Annotated in this window: 14 protein-coding genes, 1 pseudogene and 1 riboswitch; of the genes and pseudogenes, 7 read left to right on the top strand and 8 right to left on the bottom strand. The window is 72.5% G+C overall.

Annotated features, from left to right (window positions below):
* Positions 1 to 29: 29 nt before the first annotated feature.
* The 3 genes from AQI88_RS11265 to AQI88_RS11255 form a co-directional block, all read right to left on the bottom strand.
* Positions 30 to 1,220, bottom strand: coding sequence for a VWA domain-containing protein (locus AQI88_RS11265; protein WP_244184102.1), 1,191 nt, complete (start codon positions 1,218 to 1,220; stop codon positions 30 to 32).
* Positions 1,217 to 3,664: a DUF5682 family protein gene (locus AQI88_RS11260; protein WP_066996138.1), complete on the bottom strand. Its 2,448-nt coding sequence runs from the start codon at positions 3,662 to 3,664 to the stop codon at positions 1,217 to 1,219. Before AQI88_RS11260 ends, AQI88_RS11265 begins: the two co-directional genes overlap by 4 nt.
* Before the next feature lie 77 nt (positions 3,665 to 3,741).
* The gene (locus tag AQI88_RS11255; RefSeq protein ID WP_066995911.1) at positions 3,742 to 4,872 is read right to left on the bottom strand and encodes an ATP-binding protein; all 1,131 of its coding nucleotides are present in this window, start codon (positions 4,870 to 4,872) and stop codon (positions 3,742 to 3,744) included.
* Positions 4,873 to 5,004: 132 nt separating this feature from the next.
* Between AQI88_RS11255 and AQI88_RS11250 the strand changes: the two genes are divergently transcribed.
* A complete protein-coding gene (locus tag AQI88_RS11250; protein ID WP_066995908.1) occupies positions 5,005 to 6,375 on the top strand; it encodes an SWIM zinc finger family protein in 1,371 nt (456 codons plus the stop codon).
* A 40-nt stretch (positions 6,376 to 6,415) separates the two neighbouring features.
* Positions 6,416 to 8,317 carry a DUF5691 domain-containing protein gene (locus AQI88_RS11245; RefSeq protein ID WP_244184101.1) on the top strand — a complete coding sequence of 634 codons (1,902 nt, stop codon included), beginning with the start codon at positions 6,416 to 6,418 and terminating at the stop codon, positions 8,315 to 8,317.
* 149 nt (positions 8,318 to 8,466) lie between these two features.
* On the opposite strand, the gene icmB is transcribed toward AQI88_RS11245, so the two are convergent.
* Positions 8,467 to 8,889, bottom strand: a complete 423-nt coding sequence (gene icmB / locus AQI88_RS11240; protein WP_066995905.1) for a coenzyme B12-dependent isobutyryl CoA mutase small subunit — start codon at positions 8,887 to 8,889, stop codon at positions 8,467 to 8,469.
* A 225-nt stretch (positions 8,890 to 9,114) separates the two neighbouring features.
* Here icmB and AQI88_RS11235 point away from each other — a divergent pair, with 225 nt between their 5' ends.
* Both AQI88_RS11235 and AQI88_RS11230 read left to right on the top strand, forming a co-directional pair.
* The gene (locus tag AQI88_RS11235) at positions 9,115 to 9,966 is read left to right on the top strand and encodes an esterase/lipase family protein (protein WP_066995902.1); all 852 of its coding nucleotides are present in this window, start codon (positions 9,115 to 9,117) and stop codon (positions 9,964 to 9,966) included.
* Between the two features lie 255 nt (positions 9,967 to 10,221).
* Positions 10,222 to 11,703, top strand: a complete 1,482-nt coding sequence (locus AQI88_RS11230) for a M23 family metallopeptidase (RefSeq protein WP_066995899.1) — start codon at positions 10,222 to 10,224, stop codon at positions 11,701 to 11,703.
* 53 nt (positions 11,704 to 11,756) lie between these two features.
* Here AQI88_RS11230 and pcrA read toward each other — a convergent pair whose 3' ends face one another.
* A complete protein-coding gene (gene pcrA, locus AQI88_RS11225) occupies positions 11,757 to 14,237 on the bottom strand; it encodes a DNA helicase PcrA (RefSeq protein WP_066995896.1) in 2,481 nt (826 codons plus the stop codon).
* 284 nt (positions 14,238 to 14,521) lie between these two features.
* Positions 14,522 to 14,693, top strand: a riboswitch (cyclic di-AMP (ydaO/yuaA leader).
* An 8-nt stretch (positions 14,694 to 14,701) separates the two neighbouring features.
* On the opposite strand from pcrA, the gene AQI88_RS11220 reads away from it, so the two are divergent.
* Both AQI88_RS11220 and AQI88_RS11215 read left to right on the top strand, forming a co-directional pair.
* Positions 14,702 to 15,739, top strand: a complete 1,038-nt coding sequence (locus AQI88_RS11220) for a C40 family peptidase (RefSeq protein WP_066995893.1) — start codon at positions 14,702 to 14,704, stop codon at positions 15,737 to 15,739.
* 176 nt (positions 15,740 to 15,915) lie between these two features.
* Positions 15,916 to 16,877 (top strand): annotated as a pseudogene (locus AQI88_RS11215) (tellurite resistance/C4-dicarboxylate transporter family protein).
* Positions 16,878 to 16,880: 3 nt separating this feature from the next.
* Here the strand turns inward: AQI88_RS11215 and AQI88_RS11210 are convergent.
* The gene (locus AQI88_RS11210; RefSeq protein ID WP_066995890.1) at positions 16,881 to 17,234 is read right to left on the bottom strand and encodes a hypothetical protein; all 354 of its coding nucleotides are present in this window, start codon (positions 17,232 to 17,234) and stop codon (positions 16,881 to 16,883) included.
* A gap of 417 nt (positions 17,235 to 17,651) precedes the next feature.
* On the opposite strand from AQI88_RS11210, the gene AQI88_RS11205 reads away from it, so the two are divergent.
* Entirely contained in the window at positions 17,652 to 18,716 is a 1,065-nt protein-coding gene (locus AQI88_RS11205; RefSeq protein ID WP_066996132.1) for a C40 family peptidase, read from the top strand.
* A 19-nt stretch (positions 18,717 to 18,735) separates the two neighbouring features.
* On the opposite strand, the gene AQI88_RS11200 is transcribed toward AQI88_RS11205, so the two are convergent.
* Positions 18,736 to 19,482, bottom strand: coding sequence for a LuxR C-terminal-related transcriptional regulator (locus tag AQI88_RS11200; protein WP_066995888.1), 747 nt, complete (start codon positions 19,480 to 19,482; stop codon positions 18,736 to 18,738).
* Positions 19,479 to 20,771, bottom strand: a complete 1,293-nt coding sequence (locus AQI88_RS11195) for an ATP-binding protein (RefSeq protein ID WP_066996129.1) — start codon at positions 20,769 to 20,771, stop codon at positions 19,479 to 19,481. The genes AQI88_RS11200 and AQI88_RS11195 overlap by 4 nt, the downstream gene beginning before the upstream one ends.
* Positions 20,772 to 20,811: the final 40 nt, after the last annotated feature.

Here is a 20,811-nt window from a genome sequence, read left to right as displayed (position 1 = left end):
GGTAGTCATGCCCCTTTTCCAGCCTGGTGTCACGCGGTGTCCGGTATCGGCAGCAGCCGCTTCTCGATCGCCGCCGCCATCACCTCCGGGAACAGATCGGGCGTGCAGGCGAAGGCCGGTGCGCCGAGTGCCGCGAGCGCCGCCGCGTGCTCCCGGTCGTACGCGGGCGCCCCCTCGTCCGACAGCGCGAGCAGGGCGACGAACTGCACCCCGGACGCCTTCATCGCAGCGACCCGCTTGAGCATCTCGTCGCGTATGCCGCCCTCGTACAGGTCGCTGATCAGTACGACCACCGTCTCGGCGGGCCGGGTGATGTGCGACTGGCAGTAGGCGAGCGCCCGGTTGATGTCCGTGCCGCCGCCGAGCTGGGTGCCGAAGAGGACGTCGACCGGGTCGTCCAACTGGTCGGTCAGGTCCACGACCGCCGTGTCGAAGACGACCAGCCGGGTATTGATCGACCGCATGGAGGCGAGCACCGCCCCGAACACCGACGCGTAGACCACGGACGCCGCCATCGAGCCCGACTGGTCGATGCAGAGGACGACCTCCTTCTTCACGGACTGCGCGGCCCGCCCGTACCCGATGAGCCGCTCCGGCACGACCGTGCGGTACTCGGGCAGGTAGTGCTTGAGGTTGGCCGCGATGGTGCGGTTCCAGTCGATGTCGTGGTGGCGTGGCCGGTTGATGCGCGCGCTGCGGTCCAGGGCGCCGGTGAGGGTGGCCCGGGTGCGCGTGGCGAGCCGCCGCTCCAGATCCTCGACCACCTTGCGCACGACCGCCCGTGCCGTCTCCTTCGTCGTCTCCGGCATCGCCTTGTTGAGCGAGAGCAGCGTGCCGACCAGGTGGACGTCGGCCTCGACCGCCTCCAGCATCTCCGGCTCCAGCAGCAGGGAGGCCAGCCCCAGCCGCTCGATGGCGTCGCGCTGCATGACCTGGACGACGGAGGAGGGGAAGTAGGTGCGGATGTCCCCGAGCCAGCGGGCCACGGACGGCGCCGAGGCGCCGAGACCCGCCGAACGCTCCCGTCCCGCCTGCGGTTTGTCCCCCTTGCCGTACAGCGCGGCGAGCGTGCCGTCCATCGCCGCGTCACGGCCCGACAGGGCGCACCCGGTGCCGTCGGCCTGGTCGCCGCCGAGCACCAGCCGCCAGCGCCGCAGCCGCTCCCGGGCGGCGTCGCCGGTGCCGGTTCCGACGCCGTTCACCATCGGCTTGGTTGTCATGTGCCCACCCCTGCATAGCTGTTGGCTTCGGTCGTCTCCTGCTGCGCCTGCTGTTCCGAGTCCAGGCCGAGCAGCAGGAGCAGCACCGGGAGTACGGCGTCGGCGCGCTCGGTGTCCGGCTCCGCGGCGAAGCCGGGTGTGCGGCTGCCCTGAGCGGCCGTACCGGTCGTCTCCCCCGGACCGCGCCGCACCAGTTCGCCGAGGGTTCTGCGCACTGCGGGCTCGTACGCGGAGAACGTGCGCCGCAACAGCGGCAGTACGTCCGTGAACGCCTCCGCGGGCACCCCGGTCAACCAGGCGTCGACCAGGCCGAGCAGCCGCTCGTCATGGACCAGCAGCATGCCGCCCCCGCCGCCCACGAAGCCCTCGATCCAGGCGGCCGCGTCGGCGGGCGGTGTCCCCGGCGAGAGCACCAGACCCATCAGCCGGGCCGCCTCCTCCGCCCCCAGCTCGCCGTCGTCCAGCAGCAGTCGTACGGCCCGCCCCCGCACGACACCGGGCACGGTGTCCCGCAGGGCCAGGGTCCGCAGCACGGAGCGCCAGCGGCCGCGCAGGTCTCCGCGCCCTGCGGGCGAGGTCCCGGAGAGGGTCTCCGCCAGCAGTCCCACCGCCGTGTGCACGGCGTCCACATGGCCCCGCATCTCCTCCGCCGCATCCGCGTCCAGGGCGGCGCAGGCCGGCGGAAGGCCCACGAAGACCCGCTCGGCGAGGCCCGCCGCGACGCCGGCCAGGGCGCCTGTGTCGGTGCCGCGCACATCGCCGTAGCGCAGCGAGCGGACCAGGGCGGGCAAGGCCTGGGCGAGGTGGCCGACGTCCGTGTCCAGCGCCGCCCGGTCGGCGAGCACGCGCATCACCACGGGCAGCGCGTCCGGCAGCCCGGCCAGCAGACAGCGCTCGGCGAGCGCGGTGACATCGGCGAGGGCCCCCGCGGCCGTCGCGTCCGCCTCGGCCCTGGCCGTCGCCGCGGCGAGCACGGTCGTCCCCCACACTCCCGCCTCGGCGACCCGCACCGACAGCTCCGGCTCCCAGCGCAGCCGCCAGGTCTCCCGGAAGGTGCCCGTACTCCCCCGTGACCGGACCGGTTCGCCCCAGCCGACGCCGAGGAGCCGCAGCCGGTGCAGCAGTCTGCCGCGGCCGGCGTCCGTCTCCTTGCGCAGGTCCAGTTCCAGCTCGCGCTCCAGCGCCTCCGGCTTGAGCCGCAGCCTGCGCTGCTCCCGGGCCAGGTCACGCTGCAACGGCACGGCCGGTGCCGTCTCCGGCACCTCCCCCAGCACATCCCCGACCACCAGCCGGTCGTGGACCAGCGCGAGCGGTACGTCCGAGCCGTCGCACATCACCGCGCGCACGGCGTCCGTGGTCTCGCTCAGGCCGGGCAGCGGACGGCCGCGCATGGCCGCGAGGGTCTCGGCGAGCCGTACCGCCTCGATGACGTGCGCGGAGGAGACGACCCGGTCCTCCTCGCGCAGCAGCCCGGCCACCTTGGTCAGCCACCGCTCGACCGGCCGGTCCGGCGCCCGGAACAGATGCCCGTACCAGCCCGGCGAGTCGATCCCGGCGCCGTACCCGCTCGACCGGGCCAGCCGTCGGTGCGTCCACGGCACCCAGGTCAGGTCGGCCTTGACCTTGGGCAGCCCCTTCAGCAGCGCCCGGTCGGCGGTGACGGCGGTCTTCTCCCGCAGCGCGGGCACGTGCCACGCCCCGCACACCACGGCCACCGCCTCGCCGAACTCGCGCCGGGCCGCCCGCACTTGGAGCCGCATGTGCGCCTCCCGCACCAGGTCCCTGGACCGCCCGCCGGCGCCGTACCGCTCCCGCAGCGCCGTCATCGCCTCCTCCAGCGCGGTGAACGGCGCGAACGGGTCCCGGCGGCCCGGGCCTCGGTGCTCGACGACGTCCTCCCACCACCGCTCGGGATCGTCATAACCGGCGGCCTCCGCGAGCACGGCGAGGGGGTCGACCCGGACTTGGTCCTCGACGTCCTCGACCTCCTCGTCCCCTCCGGGGCCCGCTGTGTCCTCCGTCCGCTCGGTGTTCTGGGCGGGCTCGGGACCCTCCGTGCCCTCGGGGGCCTCGGCCTCCTTCCCCATGGGCGCGTCGGCCGGTCCGGGCCCGGAGAGGGACTCCTCCTCTCCCTGCCAGGCCAGGGTGTGCGTGGCCGGCAGGTCGATGAAGCGGGCCGGGACGCCCTGCTCCAGGGCCCAGCGGATCGCCACCCACTCGGGGCTGAACTCGGCCAGCGGCCAGAACGCCGAGCGGCCGGGCTCATCCACGGCATGGGCGAGCAGGGCGACCGGTGGCCGCAGGTCCGGGCCGGCGGCCAGCGGGATCAGTGCATCGGCCTCGGGTGGTCCCTCGATCAGTACGACGCCGGGCCGGGCGGCGTCCAGGGCCGCCCGTACCGCGCGCGCGGAGCCGGGCCCGTGGTGCCGGACGCCCAGCAGCAGCGGTCCATAGGCGTACGGCCGTCCCCAGGAAGTGTCGTCTGCCCAGGAGGAGTCGTCTGCGCAGGTGGAGTCGGCGCTCACACGCTCACCTCGCGGCAGGCCCGGTAGAAGTCCGTCCAGCCGTCGCGCTCGCGGACGACCGTCTCCAGGTACTCCTGCCAGATCACGCGGTCGGCCGCCGGATCGCGGACGACAGCGCCGAGGATGCCGGCGGCGACGTCGCCCGGGCGCAGCACGCCGTCACCGAAGTGAGCCGCCAGGGCCAGGCCGCCCGTGACGACGGAGATCGCCTCGGCGGTGGACAGCGTGCCGCTCGGCGACTTCAGCTTCGTCCGGCCGTCGGCGCTCATGCCGTCGCGCAGCTCGCGGAAGACGGTCACGACCCGGCGGATCTCCTCGATGCCGTCGGGCGCGGCCGGCAGGTCGAGGGAGCGGCCGATCTGCTCGACGCGGCGCGTGACGATGTCGACCTCGGCATCGGCGCTCTCCGGCAGCGGCAGCACCACGGTGTTGAAGCGGCGACGCAGCGCGCTGGAGAGGTCATTGATGCCACGGTCGCGGTCGTTTGCGGTGGCGATGAGGTTGAAGCCGCGGACCGCCTGCACCTCTTGGCCCAGCTCCGGGATCGGCAGGGTCTTCTCGGACAGGATCGTGATCAGCGTGTCCTGCACGTCGGCCGGGATACGGGTCAGCTCTTCCACGCGGGCCGTCATGCCTTCGGCCATGGCCCGCATGACGGGGCTGGGCACCAGGGCGTCGCGGCTGGGGCCGTGCGCGAGCAGCTGCGCGTAGTTCCAGCCGTAGCGGATCGCCTCCTCCGGCGTGCCGGCCGTGCCCTGCACCAGCAGGGTCGAGTCGCCGCTGACGGCGGCCGCCAGATGCTCCGACACCCAGGTCTTGGCCGTGCCGGGCACGCCGAGCAGGAGCAGGGCGCGGTCGGTGGCGAGGGTGGTGACGGCGACCTCGACGATGCGGCGCGGGCCCACGTACTTCGGTGTGATCACCGTGCCGTCCGGCAGGGTGCCGCCGAGCAGATAGGTCGCCACCGCCCATGGCGACAGCTTCCAGCGGGCGGGGCGCGGGCGGTCGTCCTGGGCGGCCAGCGCCGCGAGTTCGGCGGCGAAGGCGTTCTCGGCGTGCGGTCGCAACGCCTGCGGCTCCTGGCTTCCGCTCGCTTCGACGGACGTCGGTTCCACGGACACAGTCATGGCTGAGGTCCCCTCCAGCTCGGCCGGTTCGGATCTGGCATCCACCGTGCACCACGCCACTGACAATCGCTCTGACCTGCACAAACGGACTCGCTGGACCGATTGTCAGTGGTGGGATCTACCGTCGTTCGCATGACTGAGCAGGGGGTGCGCTGGACCGCGGAACAGGTGCTGGCACTGGCGCCTGACGCCGCGTCACGCACAGCGGGAAGCAAGCTGGGCGCGGCCGGGCCGTGGTCCGAGGCGGGCAGCAAAGAGGGGACGGTGTGGGGGCTGTGCAAGGGCAGTGGCAGCAGGCCGTACCAGACGGTGGTGGACCTCGCGGATGCGGCCGGGCCCGGGTACAAGTGCAGTTGTCCGAGCCGGAAGTTCCCGTGCAAGCACGCGCTCGGACTGCTGCTGCTGTGGGCAGACCGGGAGGGTGCGGCCGGGGCGGTACCGGCGACGGCCGAGCCGCCGGACTGGGCCGAGCAGTGGCTAGCGGGCCGGCGCAAGCGCGCGGAGGACAAACGGACGGAGACCGGCGGGAGTTCCGCGCCCGGCTCCGCTGATCCGGAGGCGGCGCGGCGCCGGGCGGAGCGCCGGGCCGAGCGGGTCACGGCGGGCGCGACGGAGCTGGAACAGCGCCTGGCCGACCTGTTGCGCGGCGGCCTGGCCCCGGCGGAGCAGGCGGGGTACGGACTGTGGGACGAGACGGCGGCGCGCATGGTCGACGCTCAGGCCCCCGGACTGGCAGCTTGCGTACGGGAGTTGGGTGCGATACCCGCATCCGGACCGGGCTGGCCGGCTCGTCTGCTGGAGGAGTGTGCCCTGGTGCACCTCCTCGACCAGGGCTGGCTGCGCCGCGACCGGCTGCCGGAGGCCCTCGCGGCCACGGTCCGCTCCCGGCTCGGCCTGCCCGCCTCGGCGGACGGCCCGCCGGTGCGCGACCGCTGGCTGGTCCTCGCCCAGTACGACACGGTGGACCCGAAACTGACGACACGCCGGATATGGCTTCACGGCACCGACTCGGGCCACACCCGGCTGCTCCTCTCCTACGGCGCGGCCGGCCGGGCTCCTGAGCTGTCGCTACCGGTCGGCCTGGCACTGGAGGCCGACCTGTCCGTGTTCCCCGGCGCCGGGCAGGTGCGGGCGGCCCTGGGCGAGCAGTACGCCCCGCCCGCACCCGCCGCGTTCCGCCCGCCGGGCCTGACCACGGCCCAGGCGGCGGCCCACTACGGCGAGGCGCTGCGCGAGGACCCCTGGCTGGACTCGGTCCCGGTCACACTGGACCGGGTCGTCCCGGCACCGGACGGGGAGCCGGGCGGGTGGCAACTGGCCGACGGACAGGAGGACTCGGCGCTGCCGATCACCCCGGCCGCCCGCTCCCGCCCGGGCCTGTGGCGCCTGGTCGCCCTCTCCGGTGGCGCCCCGGTCAAGGTCTTCGGCGAGTGCGGCCACCGCGGCTTCACCCCACTGACGGCATGGCCCCAGGGCCCGGGCGAGCCGGTGACGCTGTGCTGACCGGGCCGACGCCCCAGGTACTCCAAGGGAAGGGAACGTGATGTACGGAACCTCGACCGCACCGGCTGACCGGACGACCGCGATGAGCGGCATCCCGACCCGGGCCAGCAACTCGAACACCGCAACGAACGACACCTCGATCCCCACCGCACAGGCGGACGCCGCGGCCTCACCCGACAGCTCGGCCGCCCCAGCGAACGCCATCTCGACCGCCCGGGACAGGCAGGCCGGCCCGACCGCTGGTCCCACGACGTCCACGGAGGCCCCGGTTTCCCTGGCTTGTGGGAACACCGCAGGCGGACCGGCGCCGGTGGCCGCGGGATCCGGCGGCGCCCCGTTCTCGTCCTCCTGGGAGGACCTCGTCACCGCCGCTCTTCTCGGCACCGACCGGCGGCCCCCGGCGGTTGCCCTGTCCGGGCGGGAGGCGCCCGTGGTGTTGCTGGATGCCGCTGCCGTGGCGACTGTGCGGCGGCGGGCGGGGCTGCGGCCCGCGCGGGTGGCGCGGCGGCCGGAGCGCGCCCCCGAGGACCCGCGTCCGGTGCTGCCCTCTGCCGCGGCCCGCAGGCTCACCATGCTGCTGGCCGACCGTTCCGGCGGCGCAGGCGGCGGCCGCCGAGGCAGCTCACCGGACCTCATGGAGCTGCTCCCGCAGTGGCTCGCGGCGGCCAACGCCCACGGGTACGCGGCGCCCCCGCAGACCCTGCCCGCATTGCTGGACGCCGCCCGGGGCCGCACGGACCTGCGGCCGGCGGCGCTGGCGTTCGCGGGGCCGCGGGCGTTGTGGCTGGCCCGGCTGAACGCGGACTGGCGGTTCGCCCTGCGCTCGGCGCCGGGCGGCGGCGCGGCACTGCCGGATGCCGAGGACGGCGAGGCGGTGCAGCGGCTGTGGCAGGAGGGGCTGTTCGCCGAGCGGGTCGCTCTGCTGGCCGCGCTGCGGGCCCGTACGCCCGCCCTCGCACGGGAGCTGCTGGCGGCGACCTGGGCGACGGAGCGGGCGGAGGACCGGCTCATGTTCCTCGACTCGCTGCGCACGGGTCTGTCGCCCGAGGACGAGCCGTTCCTGGAGCAGGCTTTGGGCGATCGCAGCCGCAACGTCCGGGCGACGGCCGCGGAGCTGCTGTCCGCGCTGCCGGGCTCGGCGCTCGCCGGGCGCATGGCGGCGCGGGCCGCGGCCTGTGTGGCCGTCGACCGCACGGGGAACTCGCCGACGATCACGGTGGAGGCGCCGCACGAGTGCGATCCGGGCATGGAGCGGGACGGGGTGGCGGCCAAGCCTCCCACGGGCCGCGGTGAACGGTCGTGGTGGCTGGGCCAGTTGGTGGAGGCGACACCGCTCGGGACGTGGCCGGCGAGGCTTGGCGGGCGTACCCCGCGGCAGATCGTGGCGCTGCCGGTGACCGACGGCTGGCAGGGCGAACTGCACGCGGCCTGGTGCCGGGCGGCGGTGCGGCAGCAGGACGCCGAGTGGTCGAGAGCGCTGCTCGGGGCGCCGTCGGCGCCGGAGGCCGGCGGGCCGGGTGCGGTCTCCCTGGCGGAGCGCGCGAAGCTGCTGGCCACGCTGGAGGCCGGGGAACGGGCCGACTGGGTTGCGGGTTTCATCGCGACGCACGGCCTGTCGGAGGCGTTCCAGCTGCTCGGAGTGTGCGCGGTGCCCTGGTCCGCACCGCTCGGCCGGGCGGTGGTCGACGCCCTCAACATCGCCCGGGACGCCGGCAGTTACCCCTGGAGCTTCAGCGGGGTGATGGGACTGGCCGAGCGCTGCCTGGACCCGGCGGAGGCAGCACGCCTGGACGGCCTGCTGGCGATACCGGACGAGCGGGAGGACGCGTCACCGGGGGCCGGTGGGTACTGGGCGGAGGCGTTCCAGCGCCTGGTGAGCACGTTGCGGTTGCGGGCGGCCATGGCTACGGAGTTGAGCGCAACCAGCCCGCCCGGCGTTTGAGGGTAGGGCCACCTCTCGGCCGACCGAGTCGGGTGGTGGGTGGGCATAGGCCGGGGGTCCAGGGGGCGGAGTCCCCTGGTACGGCCACCTACGGCCACCGGGATCAGGCCGGCCCAGGCCCCCGCACCCGAATCGACGTGAACGTCGGCTCAGCCGCCGGAGGCAGCCGGCTGCCGCACGTTCTCCCGCACCCACCCCACGATCGACGCGGTCGTCGCCCCCGGCGTGAAGATCTCCGCGACGCCCTTCTCCTTCAGCGGCGCGATGTCCTCCTCGGGGATGATGCCGCCGCCGAAGACCAGGATGTCCTCGGCGTCACGCTCCTTGAGGAGGTCGATGACCGCGGCGAAGAGGGTGTTGTGGGCGCCCGAGAGGATGGACAGGCCGATCGCGTCGGCGTCCTCCTGGATGGCGGTGTCGACGATCTGCTCCGGCGTCTGGTGAAGCCCGGTGTAGATGACCTCCATGCCGGCATCGCGCAGCGCCCGCGCGATGACCTTGGCCCCGCGATCGTGGCCGTCGAGCCCCGGCTTGGCCACCACCACGCGGATCGGACCGGCTGCCACACCCATCACTGCCTCCATCAAGCGACCACGGAAGCGACCGCTTCCGTCCGTACCGACAAGTACCGCACATCCGGCGCGTTCCGTCACCCGTCGGGAAGTGAACGAACGTTATCTCCAGCATCCCGCAACCGGCGGTTTTACGGTGCGGAGCGAGGGGGAAATCACATGGTGGGACATGAGGGCACACGGGGGATCGAGCCGTCACCCTGTGTGCCGACAGGAGGTCGGCCCATGAAGGTCACCGGGGTATTGCCACTCTTCCTCCCGTTCTACCGGCGCCTGTGGCCCGGCAGACTGGCCGACCTGTCCATGGCCCTGCTCAAGGCGACCGCGCTGGAAGTCGCGATCCTGGCCGGTCATCTGCTGCTGTATCCGACCGGCCTCACCCAGGAGCGCCGCGTTCCCGCACTCCCCGCACAGGAGGGCGCCACACCGCTGCCCGGCCGGTCCGCCCCGCCGGTCGTCCTGCTGCACGGCTTCATCGACAACCGCTCGGTCTTCGTCCTGCTGCGCCGCAACCTCGCCCAGAACGGCAGGCAGCGCATCGAATCGCTCAACTACTCCCCGCTGACCTGCGACATACGCAACGCAGCGGAACTGTTGGGCCGGCACATAGAAGAGATCTGCGTGCGCACCGGAAGCGGCCAGGTCGACATCGTGGGGCACAGCCTGGGCGGGCTGATCGCGCGCTACTACGTACAGTGCCTGGGCGGCGATCTGCGGGTGCGCACGCTCGTCACCCTCGGCACCCCGCACTCCGGCACCCGCGTCGTGCCACTGGCCAGCGCGCATCCGATCGTGCGGCAGATGCGGCCCGGCTCGGAGGTGATCGAGGAACTGAGCCGGCCCGCCCCCGGCTGCCGTACGCGGTTCGTCAGCTTCTGGAGCGACCTCGACTCCGTGATGGATCCGCTCGAGACGGCCTGCGTCGACCACCCCGACCTGGATGCGCAGAACGTCCGGGTGTCCGGGATCGGGCATCTCGCGCTGCCGGTGCACCCCGCCGTCGCGGCGGGGATACGCGAGGCTCTCGACACCGCGCACCTCGAGGGCGGGCGCTCCGGCGGTCTGACGGTGGCCTGAGGGCACGGCCGGACAGGTACCTGAGGGCGCCCGCACGCGCCGGACACAGCCTGTACAGAGGTGACGCACCGCCACCGGACATCGAACACGCTTCGAACGCCAGGCCAAACTCGCGTCCGTCGTCCCCCGAAACACGGCCGAATGCCCGTTTCGGTCCAACGCGAAACCAGCCGAAGATTGTCCCGCCCGCGTACCGCCGGGTACAGTCGCCGCACTGCTCTGGCAGCCCCTGTTGTCGAGGCGAAAGAGAAGTTGGTGAACGACCGTCACCCGTCGGGGACCATGACCACCCCGGCTCCGGCTTCCGACGCCTCCGCCGCGCACTACGCGTCGTACGGAGCACAGGAAGCTCCCTACGACGACCTCACCACGTACGGCAGTTACGACGCCACCGGTTTTGCGGCCACCGGCACCGGGGCCTTCGGCACCGACCCCCTCTTCGGCGGCCTCCCGGGCCAGCAGCAGCACACCGGCGCGTACGACACCACACAGTGGCAGACCGGCACCGGCCAGCAGCCCCTGAACTACGACCCGTACGCGGCCCAGCACCACGCCGCCTACGACTCGGGTGTGTACGACACCACTGCCTGGACGGTCCCCGCGCAGGCCACGGGGAACGACATCAGCGGCCAGTGGGACGCGAGCGCCTGGCTGCAGCCCGACCAGCCCGCCGGCACCGACCCCACGCAGCAGTGGGAGTGGGGTACCCAGACCTTCGACACGGGCACCTACGACGCCACGCAGTGGAACTCCGACGGCTCGGCCGCGGCGCACGCACAGCTTGCCGAACCGTTCGACCAGCAGGCCACGGCGACGTTCGAGCAGGTGGCGTACGAGAACGTCTCCCCGGACGAGTTCGGCGAGTACGGCGGGTTCGATACACCCGCCGAAGAGGGCGAGTCGGGGGCCACGGGCGAGCTGCCCGTCGTACCGTCCCTGCTCGAGGACCAGGAAGAGGCCACCCCGGCCCCGGCATCCCGCGCGGGATCGCGCAGCGCGGCGCGTTCCCGGCGCCGTACGCCCCCCAAGCGTTCCGCACTGCTGACCGTCGCCGTGCCTTCGGCCTGTGTGATGGGGGTCGCCGGAATCGCCGCCGCCTCTGTCGGCGGCCTGACCGACGACGGCAGGGACACCACCGCCTCCGCCTCGGACACGCATGCGGTGAAACCGTCCGTCGCCAACAGCAAGCTGGACAGCCAGCTCAGGACCCTCTCCGCCGGCGCCGACGACTTCGCCGACCGGGCGAGCCGGACGCAGGACCGCATCGACCTCAAGGCACAGCAGGTGCTGGAGAAGAAGAAGGCCGCCGCGGAGGCTGCCCTCAAGGAGCGGCTGCGTCCCAAGTTCGTGCTGCCGGTCACGCAGAAGGGCCTCAGCGCGTACTTCGGCCAGGCCGGTGTGAACTGGATGTCCGTGCACACGGGCATCGACTTCCCCGTCGCCTACGGCACCACGGTGATGTCCGCGACCGACGGCACCGTCACCACCAAGTGGAACAGTGCCTACGGCAACATGCTGATCGTGACGGCGATGGACGGCACGGAGACCTGGTACTGCCACCTCTCCAGCTACCGTGTCCCCTCCGGTACGACCGTCAAGGCAGGCGAGCCGATCGCCTTCTCCGGCAACTCGGGCAACTCCACGGGCCCGCACCTGCACTTCGAGGTACGGCCGGCGGGCGGGGCGGCCATAGACCCCCTGCCGTGGCTGCGCAGCCACGGCCTGGACCCGACCTGAGCCTGTGATGCGGTGAGCCCCGCCGGTCCGGCGGGGCTCACTTCGTCCTTCGTCTACAGCTTCTCCACCGGCGCGTACCGCAGCAGCAGTCGCTTCGGCTTGGTGTCACCGAAGTCGATCGTCGCCTCGGCGTTCACGCCCGTGCCCTTGACCGCGACGACCGTGCCGAGGCCGAACTGGTCATGGGTCACACGGTCCCCGACCGCCACGGCGACCACCGGCTTCTCCGAGGTCCGCCGCGTGGCAAACCCGGACGCGCCCGCCGCCGACGAGCGCGAGCGGGACGAGGAGAGCGAGGCCGCGACCCCGGAAGCCGGCCCGGAGGAGACGGGTGCGACCGCGCCCGTCCGCTTCCACTCCACATGGGCGGCCGGGATCTCCTCCAGGAACCGGGAGGGCGGGTTGTACGACGGCTGGCCCCAGGCACTGCGCACCGCCGACCGCGTGAGGTACAGCCGCTCCCGCGCACGCGTGATGCCGACGTACGCCAGGCGCCGCTCCTCCTCCAGCTCCTTGGCCTGGCCGAGGGCGCGCATGTGCGGGAAGACGCCGTCCTCCATGCCGGTCAGGAAGACGACCGGGAACTCCAGGCCCTTGGCGGTGTGCAGGGTCATCAGGGTGATGACGCCGTCGCCGTCCTCCTCGTCCGGGATCTGGTCGGAGTCGGCGACCAGGGCGACCTGCTCCAGGAAGTCGGCGAGCGTACCGGCCTCTCCTTCACCGCGCTCCTGCTCGAACTCCAGAGCCACGGCCGCCAGTTCCTGAAGGTTCTCGATGCGGGTCTCGTCCTGCGGGTCGGTCGAGGCCTGCAACTCGGCCAGGTAACCGGTGCGTTCGAGCACCGCCTCCAGGACCGTCGCCGGTCCGGCGCCGGACTCCACGATCGTGCGCAGGTCCTCCATCAGCGCGTTGAACCGCTTGACCGCGTTGGTGGACCGCGCGGCCATGCCGTACGCCTCGTCCACGCGCTTCAGCGCCTGCGGGAAGCTGACCTTCTCGCGCTGGGAGAGTGCGTCGATCATCGCCTCCGCACGCTCGCCGATGCCCCGCTTGGGGACATTGAGGATGCGGCGCAGCGGCACCGAGTCCTCCGGGTTGGCGAGGACGCGCAGGTAGGCCAGGACGTCCCGGACCTCCTTGCGCTCGTAGAAGCGGACGCCGCCCACGACCTTGTACGGCAGGCCGACGCGGATGAAGATCTCTTCGAAGACACGGGACTGGGCGTTGGTGCGGTAGAAGACGGCGACGTCACCGGCCTTGGCGTCACCCGCGTCCGTGAGGCGGTCTATCTCGTCGGCGACGAACTGGGCCTCGTCGTGCTCGGTGTCGGCGACGTAGCCGGTGATCCGCGCGCCCTGGCCGGCGTTGGTCCACAGGTTCTTCGGGCGGCGGGACTCGTTGCGCTCGATGACCGCGTTGGCGGCGGACAGGATGGTCTGCGTGGAGCGGTAGTTCTGCTCCAGCAGGATCGTCGTCGCGTTCGAGTAGTCCTCCTCGAACTGGAGGATGTTGCGGATGGTCGCGCCCCGGAAGGCGTAGATCGACTGGTCCGCGTCACCCACGACGCACAGTTCGGCGGGCCGGAGGTCGTGCTCGCCGGGCGGGGTGTCCTCATCGTGTGCGCCGGTGCCGACCAGCTCGCGCACCAGTGCGTACTGGGCGTGGTTGGTGTCCTGGTACTCGTCCACCATGACGTGCCGGAAGCGGCGGCGGTAGTGTTCGGCGACGTCCGGGAAGGCGCGCAGCAGGTTGACCGTCGTCATGATCAGGTCGTCGAAGTCGAGCGCGTTGGCCTCGCGCAGCCGCGACTGGTAGAGCGCGTAGGCCTGGGCGAGGGTCTTCTCGAAGCCGTCGCTCGCCTGGGCGGCGAAGTCCTCTTCGTCGATCAGCTCGTTCTTGAGGTTGCTGATCTTGGCGCTGAAGGACTTGGGCGGGAAGCGCTTGGGGTCGAGGTCCAGATCGCGGCAGACCAGGGCCATCAGGCGCTTGCTGTCGGCGGCGTCGTAGATGGAGAAACTCGACGTGAAGCCGAGCTTCTTCGACTCACGCCTGAGGATCCGTACGCACGCGCTGTGGAAGGTCATGACCCACATCGCGTTGGCGCGCGGGCCGACGAGCTGCTCGACGCGCTCCTTCATCTCGCCCGCGGCCTTGTTGGTGAAGGTGATCGCGAGGATCTGGCCCGGGTGCACGTTCCGCTCGGCGAGGAGGTGGGCGATGCGGTGGGTGAGCACGCGGGTCTTGCCGGAGCCGGCGCCGGCGACGATGAGCAGGGGGGAGCCGGCGTGGACGACCGCGGCGCGCTGGTTCTCGTTCAGCCCCTCCAGGAGGGCGGCCGCGTCGAGCGCCGGGCGCGGGGCGCCGTCGCGGTAGTACGCGTCCCGGTCCGGCGGCGCGTCGAACTTCCCGCCGAACAGATCGTCCGGAAGCGACTCCGGAGCGTGATCGTCCTCGGGCGGCGGCGGGGGTTCCTCCTCGTGCCCGCGAGGGGTCTGGAGGTCCGCCAGGAAGCTGTCGTCAAAGAGGCTGCTCATCGCTCTCCGAGTCTAGGGCGCCGCACCGACAACCGGTCGCCACCCCGGGAACATGGCCCGCGGCAGAGCTCACTATCGGACACTGCCCCGGAGAGTCGATCACCGTCTGCCGGGTGCCGATCAGCCCTTCACGCTGCGGAACCGCCTTGTCACGCCCGTATGAAACCGCCGTCAGATCACAGAAATGTATCGGACATATGAGGCACCAACCTTCACAGGAGTCACACGAGTTGGCTAGGTTGCGGTCAGGCCGCACGACCCCTTCCGGCGAACCTCGCCGGGCCGCGCGGCCTCCGCCGAGTCCGGTGCGCCCCCGCGCGGCCGCCGGAGCCGGGGACCCACCGATCCTGGGGTGAATCGGCCGACTCCCGCCCGGGACGACGCCGTAGGGCAACCCTTCCGAACCATCCGCCCGAACCCGACAGCTAACCCGGTAGGCGGCACATTGGAAGGAGTCGCCTCCCTTGGCGTCGCACCGCAAGCCGGGCTCCGGCGGAACCCGCGGACCGGGCATCCGCACCCCCGCCCTCGCCACCGCCGCCCTCACCTCCGTGGCCGTCCTGTCCCAGACGGCCGAGGCCGCACCCGCCGTCGACGGCCGGCCGAGCCTGGAGGAGATCGAGAAGAAGGTCGACGAGTTCTACCGCCGGGCGGATCCGGCGGCGGAGGAGGAGCCGGCGGACAGGCAGCAGGGGCGGCGGGACGCACTGGGCGAGGAGAGTGCCCGGCGCCCGGGCCGACTCGCCAAGGCCCGTGAGGGGCTGGGTTCGCTGGCCGCCGCCCCGGACACCGCCGACCTCCTCGCGGAGTATCCGCAGGACCACTTCGCCCCGCAGCGGGTGATGAACCGGCTTGCCTCGCGTGTGAAGGGTGCCACCGAGCGGGGGAAGCCCACCGCGGCCCCCGAGGCACCGGCCGCGTCGCCGTACGACGTGAAGTCGGCCAAGGCGAGGGTGCAGAAGAAGCTCACCACCGCGCGCGAGCTGCTGTCACGGCTGACGGCCCAGGAGAACGCGCGGCTGGCCGCGATCGAGCAGCGGAACCGGGAGGAGGCCGCGCGGCAGGCGGCCGAGCCGGCGCGGCAGCAGGTACCGGCACAGCACGAGACCGGGTCGTCGTCCACCGGATCCGCCGGCTCGTATGCCACTCGGGCCGACAAGGCGGTCGCCTTCGCCCGCGCCCAGATCGGCAAGCCGTACGTGTGCGGTGCCAGCGGCCCCGGCTCCTACGACTGCGCCGGCCTGACCCAGGCCGCCTGGAAGGCCGCCGGCGTCACCCTCCCGCGCACCGGCCACGACCAGGCCTACGCGGGCACCCCGGTCCCCCTCGCCGATGTCCGGCCCGGTGACCTGGTCTTCTTCCACGGCGACAGCGGCCATGTCGGCCTCTGCACCGGCGACGGCATGATGATCCACGCCCCGCAGCCCGGCGCGTACGTCCGCGAGGAGTCCGTCTTTTACGGGGGCGAATCGATCATCCACAGCGTGGTGCGGCCCGCCTGACCCCTGCTCTTTTCGCGCCCCCACGCGCGCGTGCCCTCCTCCGGCTTGCAGCTGCACGCTCCCCCACGCTCGAATCTGCTCGCGCGGGGGCATCCCCATCGTCCCCTCACCCGTGCTGATGAGGCACCGGGCCTGGAGCCGGCCTGATCCGCCGGACAGGCCCTGGCATCGGGCGCATGCCCGGCATCCCGGCTCTGCGTGCGTGGTGGGCGGGGCGTCCGCCGTCGGCAGGGGCCGCCGTCATGGCGACCGGCGTCGTGTCGGTGAGCCTGCACCTGACGGGCGCCGAGACGTTGTCCCGGGTCTTCCTGGGGCTGGCCTCCGTCGCCTGGGTGGCGCTCGCCGCGATTTCGTCGTACGGCTGGCGGGGCAGCGGGAGCAGTGGGTCGCCGAGGCACGGAGCCCGGGCGCGCTCACCGCCGTCGCCGCCACGACGGTGCTCGCCACCCGGATCTCGGAGCTCGGCTGGCAGCACCTCGCGCAGGCGTCGCTGGCCCTGGCGGCGCTGCTCTGGCCGGCCCTGCTGTACCTCGTCGTACGGCACTGGCAGCCACGCATGCCGGGAGCGGTGTTCCTGTGTTGTGTGGCCACACAGGGGCTCGCGGTGCTGGCGGCCACCCTGGCCGCGGCCGGGGCCACGGCATGGCTCGCGCACGCCGCGCTGGTGCTGTTCTGGCTGGGCCTGGTGCTCTACGGCCTCGCTCTGGCGCGCTTCGACCCACGGCAGGTCTTCGAGGGCGCCGGGGACCACTGGATCGCGGGCGGGGCTCTCGCCATCTCGGCGCTGGCCGGGGCGAAGCTGCTCTCCGCCGACAGCGTGCGCCTGTACCTGTGGAACGACGACGGCAGCAGTGTGCTGCGCACCGTCACGGTCGCGCTGCTCGTGCTGGACCTGGCCTGGTGCGTGGTGCTGCTGGCCGCCGAGGCGGCCCGGCCGCGGCTGCGCTACGACATGCGGCGCTGGGCGACGGTGTTCCCGATGGGGATGACGGCGGCGGCCACGCTGTCGGTCGCGGCCACCGTCGGGGCCGAAGGACTGAAGGAGCCGGGGCGGGTGCTGGTGTGGGTGGCGGTGTGGCTCGTGGTCGCGGCCGGCGCGGCGCTCGCAGCCCGCGCCGGGATCAGCCGAGCCCGCTGAACGTCACGTCCACAGCACGGCGATGAAGATGTTCGCCGTGGTCAGCAGGCCGACCAGCCCGAAGAGGCGCTTGTCCACCTTCTCCTCGTCGCGCTGCACATAGACCAGCCCGAGGATCACGATCAGCAGGGCCAGCTTCACGCCGATCTTGATGGTGTTGACGTGGTGGTCGTCGGCCTGGTTGAGGCCGACCAGGGCGACACCGGTGACCAGCATGGTGAGCGCGCCGTGCAGCATCCCGGGGACGAAGCGGGCCGTGCCCTGGCCCATCGCCTTCATCTGGGTGAGGAAACCGCCGAGCAGCGCCGCGATGCCGATGATGTGCAGGCCGACGAAGAGATGGATGAGTACGTCCATGAGCCCGGAGCCTAATGAGGGGCTCCGGGGGCTCCGGTCACCGGGCCCACCCACGGCATGGATGGAACGTGCATATATGCGCCCCATAGCACCCCGCGGCTCCCCTGGGTCCCGCATTCCGCACATCGGTCACTACGCTGCGTGAAGACGACGACACCAGCCTCGCGATGCGGTCACATGGCGTCACGGCCCGATCCGTCACAGCCAGTTCCGTACAGTGCGTTACCCATCCGTCACCGCCAGGCCTAGCGTCCTCCTCCGGGTGACCGGCTCCCCAACGCCGCCCGGGCCAGGGGCGGCAGTCGGCCACCACCGCCGAGAAAGGTCCGGCGGCGGCCCACTCCCCCTGTGCGGGCCGCCGCCGGATGCACCGACCACTCGGTCGCAGAAGTCCTACGGAAGGACGTGACGGTCCAGGTGGCAGCGCACCGCAAGCCCCGACAGCGCTCGCTCAGCGGCAACTCCGCCCGCACGGCCGCCACCCTCGCCCTGGCGGGCGTGGCCGGCGCGACGGCCTTCGACGGGACGGGACACGCCGAGCCGGAGCTGACGCCGGCCCAGGTGAAGACCAAGGTGGACAAGCTGTACCAGGAGGCGGAGGCCGCCACCGAGAAGTACAACGGCGCGAAGGAGAAGGCGGATACGGCCCAGCGGCGGCTGAACTCGCTGCGGGACGAGACCGCCCGCAAGCAGGACAAGCTCAACACGGCCCGGAACGCGCTGGGTTCGTTCGCGGCGGCGCAGTACCGCCAGGGCGGTATCGACCCCGCCTGGCAGCTCGCGCTGTCCAGCGATCCGGACCGCTACCTGGACGGGGCCGCGTTCGCGGAGCGGGCCGGCGAGCGGCAGGCCGGGGCGGTGGCGCGGGTACGCGAACAGCTTCGGGAGATCGAGCAGTTGCGCGGCGCCGCCCGCCTCGAGCTGACGTCGCTGCGGTCGCGGCAGGCGGAGCTGAAGCGACAGAAGCAGACCATCACCGGGAAGCTGACGGAGGCACGCAGGCTGCTGGCACGGCTCACTCCGCCGGAGCGGGCGCAGGTCACCGCCGACGGAACAGCACCGGGCCACGCCTCGCGGTCGGCCTCGGCCCCCCGGGCGGACCTGGAGCAGCCCGGGTCCACCACCGCCCCCAACGCCCGGGCGGCGGCTGCCGTCGCCTACGCCTACCAGAAGCTCGGCAGCCCCTACGTATGGGGCGCGACCGGCCCTGACGCCTTCGACTGCTCGGGCCTTGCGCAGGCGGCCTACCGCTCCGCCGGCATCTCCCTGCCGCGCACCACCTATGCCCAGATCAACGCGGGCCGACGCGTTTCCCGCGCAGAACTCCAGCCCGGCGACCTGGTGTTCTTCTACTCCGGCATCAGCCACGTCGGCATCTACATCGGCGGCGGCCAGATGATCCACGCCCCGAACCCGTCGGCGCCGGTCCGTCTGGCCCCCATCGGCCTGATGCCGTTCGCGGGAGCCACCCGGGTGGCGTGAGGGCGCCGTCGGAGTCGGATCAGACCAGGCGGCGGGCCGTCGCCCAGCGCGTCAGCTCATGGCGGTTGGAGAGCTGGAGCTTGCGCAGGACCGCCGAGACATGGGACTCGACCGTCTTCACCGAGATGAACAGCTGCTTGGCGATCTCCTTGTAGGCGTAGCCGCGGGCGATGAGCCGCAGCACCTCGCGCTCCCGCTGGGTGAGGCGGTCCAGGTCCTCGTCGACCGGTGGGGCGTCGGTGGATGCGAAGGCGTCCAGGACGAACCCGGCCAGGCGCGGCGAGAAGACGGCGTCGCCCTCCTGGACGCGGAAGATCGAGTCGACCAGGTCGGTGCCGGTGATGGTCTTGGTGACATAGCCGCGGGCGCCGCCGCGGATCACGCCGATCACGTCCTCCGCGGCGTCCGAAACGGACAGCGCGAGGAAGCGGACGGGCCGCTCGGCGTCCGCCATCAACGCCGCGCACCGGCGCAGCACTTCGCCCCCGCCGCCACCCGGCAGGTGCACGTCGAGGAGGACCACCTCGGGCCGGGTCGCGGTGATGACCGTGACCGCCTGGTCGACGTCCGCGGCCTCGCCGACCACCTCGACGCCGGTCTGGGCGGTCTGCCCGATCTCGGCCTGGACTCCCGTGCGGAACATACGGTGGTCGTCGACGAGCACCACCCGCACATGGCGCCCGCCCGGGCCGCTACTGGCGGCAGGTCCGGACCCGGCCGCCTCCACCGCTCCCGCCGTACCGTTCGCCTCGATCGCGTCGCTCATGACGTCTTCTCCGCCCTCTCCATCTCCAGCTCGACCTCCGTGCCACCGCCCGGCACCGTCCGCAGTCGGGCCGTACCGCCGTGGCGTTCCATACGGCCGATGATCGATTCTCTAACGCCCATGCGGTCGTCGGGTATCGAGTCGAGGTCGAAGCCCGGGCCGCGGTCGCGGACGGACACGAAGACCGTCTTTCCCTCGACTTCGGCATAGACCTGCACGGCACCGCCCTCGCCACCGTACTTGGCGGCGTTCACCATCGCCTCGCGCGCGGCCTGCATCTGCGCAGCGGTCCGCTCGTCGAGCGGGCAGTCGCCGACCACGACCACCTCGATGGGCACACCGTGCTTGTCCTCGACCTCCGCGGCGTTGCGCCGCACCGCCTCGGCGACCGTGTCCGGCTCGTCGGCCTCGTCCTTGCCGGTGCCCTCGGGCTTGTACAGCCAGGTACGCAGGTCGCGCTCCTGGGCGCGGGCCAGGCGGCGCACCTCGTTCGCGTTGTCGGCGTTGCGCTGGATCAGGGTGAGGGTGTGCAGCACGGAGTCGTGGACATGGGCGGCGACCTCGGCGCGCTCCTGGGCGCGGATGCGCATCAGGCGCTCCTCGGACAGGTCCTGGGTCATCCGGACCAGGTAGGGGCCGGCCAGCAGCGTGATGCCGACGAGGACGGCGAGCGCGGCCTGGAGGACCGCGCCGAGGTGAGCGGCCGAGCCCTGCATGACGAAGATGGCCGAAACACCGGCCGTGACCAGCAGGACGCCGACGCCCGCCCGCAGCAGGCTGAGCGTGCGCCGCCGGCTGCCGACCTCCACCCAGCGGGCCCGGCGGGCGTTGTCCGCCTGGCGCCAGACGAGGGCGACACCAGCCGCAACCAGGACGGCGGGCAGCAGGTACGCCTTCGCCGCGCTGGTCAGGTTGACGCTGCCCACGAAGACCATGGACACGATGACCATGAGGAGCAGGGCGACGATCTGGCCCTTGTCCGGCTTGCGGGCCACCAGTCTGCGGCGGCCTTCCGGTGAGGTCTCGGTGCCGACCAGCGACGGCGGCTTGTGGTCGCCGACGCCGCCGACGCCGAGCGGGACGAAGAACCAGAACGCGGCGTACAGCAGCGCTCCGAGTCCGTTGGCCATGAACAGGCCGACGAAGGCGAGCCGGACCCAGATCACAGGCAGCCCGAGGTGCCCGGCGAGCCCCCGCGCCACTCCACCGAGCCAGCGGCCGTCGCTGCTGCGGTAGAGCTTGCGGGGCGGCTGCGGGTCGTCGAGTGGCAGTGATGCGGCTTCCGGCATGCCATCGATGGTCACATGGCCGCGGGTACGGGGCATCAGG

The sequence above is a fragment of the Streptomyces cellostaticus genome, from assembly GCF_001513965.1.
Taxonomy (GTDB): Bacteria; Actinomycetota; Actinomycetes; order Streptomycetales; family Streptomycetaceae; genus Streptomyces; species Streptomyces cellostaticus.
The sequence above is the reverse complement of the archived record's forward strand: the minus strand, read 5'-3'. Positions and strand labels throughout refer to the sequence as shown.